General features: G+C 64.4%; 2 protein-coding genes. Both read left to right on the forward strand.

Annotated elements, in window-relative coordinates:
• Positions 1-102: 102 nt before the first annotated feature.
• Complete coding sequence (locus ENZ74_RS29465) at positions 103-552, forward strand: host attachment family protein (RefSeq protein ID WP_013529560.1); 450 nt, start codon at positions 103-105, stop codon at positions 550-552.
• A 219-nt stretch (positions 553-771) separates the two neighbouring features.
• The coding region (ybaL, locus tag ENZ74_RS29470) for a YbaL family putative K(+) efflux transporter (RefSeq protein ID WP_127313205.1) at positions 772-2,357 on the forward strand (1,586 nt) is incomplete at its 3' end.

The raw sequence follows: 2,357 nt of genomic DNA on the forward strand, positions 1-2,357 counted from the left end.
GGCTCGAGGTGCGTTCTCAAAAGGCCCGTCATGTCGGATCGAAATCCGGCTGCGGAATGCCAACTAAAGGTCGCCACGCGGCTAAAAAGGAGCCCTGTCATCATGAACACAATCATACTCAAGCACGGTATCTGGGTGATCGTGGCCGATGGCGAGAAGGCGCTTTTCCTCAGGAACGCCGGTGACAACAAATATCCGAATCTCGAGGTGGTGCAGGAAATGCAGCAGGACAACCCGCCCACCCGCGAGCAAGGCAGTGACAGCCCCGGCCGATACAGTGATGGTCCCTCCGTACACCGCAGCGCAGTCGAGGATACGGACTGGCACCGCATCGGCAAGGAGCGTTTTGCCGATGAAATCGCCGCCCGGCTCTACAAGCTCGCGCATGACGGCGAGTTCAGCGAGATCGTGCTCGTCGCGCCGCCGGTGGTGCTTGGGACAATGCGCAAAAAGCTGCACAAGGAGGTCGGGGACAAGGTGACCGCCGAAATTCCCAAGACATTGACCAACCATGCCATACCGGAAATCGAGGCCTTGCTGCGGGCAGCCTGATCATCGATCGGCCCTGACGAATCGAGACGAATAGCTCCGCACAAATTCCGATCCGGCCGGCAGCTTTCTCAGCTGCCGGTCAAATTTTCGCGGCAGCGCCGTCGATTTCACGGCTTTGCGGGTTGCATCGCCGACATACCATCCACCATATTGCAAACAGGCGGCGGCCTTGGGCGGCGCTCATCCAACATCGCTGACTTGAAAGGCGCTCCATAGACAATGCCGCATGACACGCCCCTTATCGCCACCATCGTCGCCGGTCTGGGGCTGGCTTTCGTCTTCGGGGCTCTCGCCAACCGCTTCCGCATTCCGCCCCTGGTCGGTTATCTCATAGCCGGCGTGCTGGTCGGGCCGAACACGCCCGGCTTCGTCGCCGATGCCGGGCTTGCCAACGAACTGGCCGAAATCGGCGTCATCTTGCTGATGTTCGGCGTCGGGCTGCACTTCTCGCTCAAGGATCTGCTGTCGGTGCGTGCCATCGCCGTGCCGGGCGCCATCGTCCAGATCGGCTTTGCCACCGCGCTTGGCGCTGGTCTTGCCTGGATGCTCGGCTGGTCGATGGGCGCGGGGCTGGTGTTCGGCCTGGCGTTGTCGGTCGCCTCGACCGTGGTGCTGCTGCGTGCCCTGCAGGAACGGCGGATGATCGAGACCGAGCGCGGCCGCATCGCCGTCGGCTGGCTGATCGTCGAGGATCTGGCCATGGTGCTGGCGCTGGTGCTGCTGCCGGCGCTCGCTGGCGTGCTCGGCGGCCAGGAGCAGGCCGACGCCCATGCCAGCGGCCTGCTGTCGCTGCCGGCCAGCTACGGCATCTGGGGCGTCGTCGGCATCACGCTGGCCAAGGTCGCCGCCTTCGTCATCGTCATGCTGGTGGTCGGCCGCCGGGTCATTCCCTGGATCCTGCACTATGTCGCCCATACCGGCTCGCGCGAACTGTTCCGGCTGGCGGTTCTGGCCATCGCGCTCGGCGTCGCCTTCGGTGCGGCCAAACTGTTCGGTGTCTCGCTGGCGCTGGGCGCCTTCTTCGCCGGCATGATCATGAGCGAATCCGAACTCAGCCACCGCGCGGCGGAAGAATCGCTGCCGCTGCGCGATGCCTTCTCCGTGCTGTTCTTCGTCTCGGTCGGCATGCTGTTCGACCCGTTCAGCCTGATCAGCAATGGTTGGCCAATCCTGGCGACGCTCGCCATCATCGTCATCGGCAAATCACTGGCCGCGTTCGCCATCGTTGTTGCCTTCGGCTATCCCATCGCCACGGCGCTGATAATCTCGGCAAGCCTCGCCCAGATCGGCGAGTTCTCCTTCATCCTGGCTGAACTCGGCGTCGGGCTGAAGCTGCTGCCGGAACAGGGCCGCGACCTCATTCTGGCCGGTGCGATCCTGTCGATTGTCCTCAACCCGCTGATGTTCCTGGCCATCGACTGGATGAAGCCGTGGCTGGAACGGCGCGCCGCCAGGACGGCACCACCGGTCGAGGCAAAACCGGTTGGTCCGGCGACGGAGCCGGGCCAGGTGGCCTCTGTCGCGGCAGCGGCGAAAAAGGAGGACGGGCCGCCGCCAAAGACGGCACTCACCGGCCATGCCATCCTGATCGGCTACGGCCGTGTCGGTGGCCTGGTCGGCTCGGCCCTGAAAGGCGCGGCAATGCCCTTCCTGGTCATCGAGGACGCCGACAAGACGCTGGCGAAGCTGAAAGCGGACAGCGTCGAGACCGTCGCCGGCAATGCGGCCAATGCCGAAGTGTTCGCCGCCGCCAACCCCGAGGGCGCCAGCCGGCTGATCCTTGCGATCCCCAATGCCTTCGAAGC

Source organism: Mesorhizobium sp. M7A.F.Ca.CA.002.15.2.1 (genome assembly GCF_003998715.1).
In the GTDB taxonomy this organism is placed as follows: Bacteria; Pseudomonadota; Alphaproteobacteria; order Rhizobiales; family Rhizobiaceae; genus Mesorhizobium; species Mesorhizobium ciceri.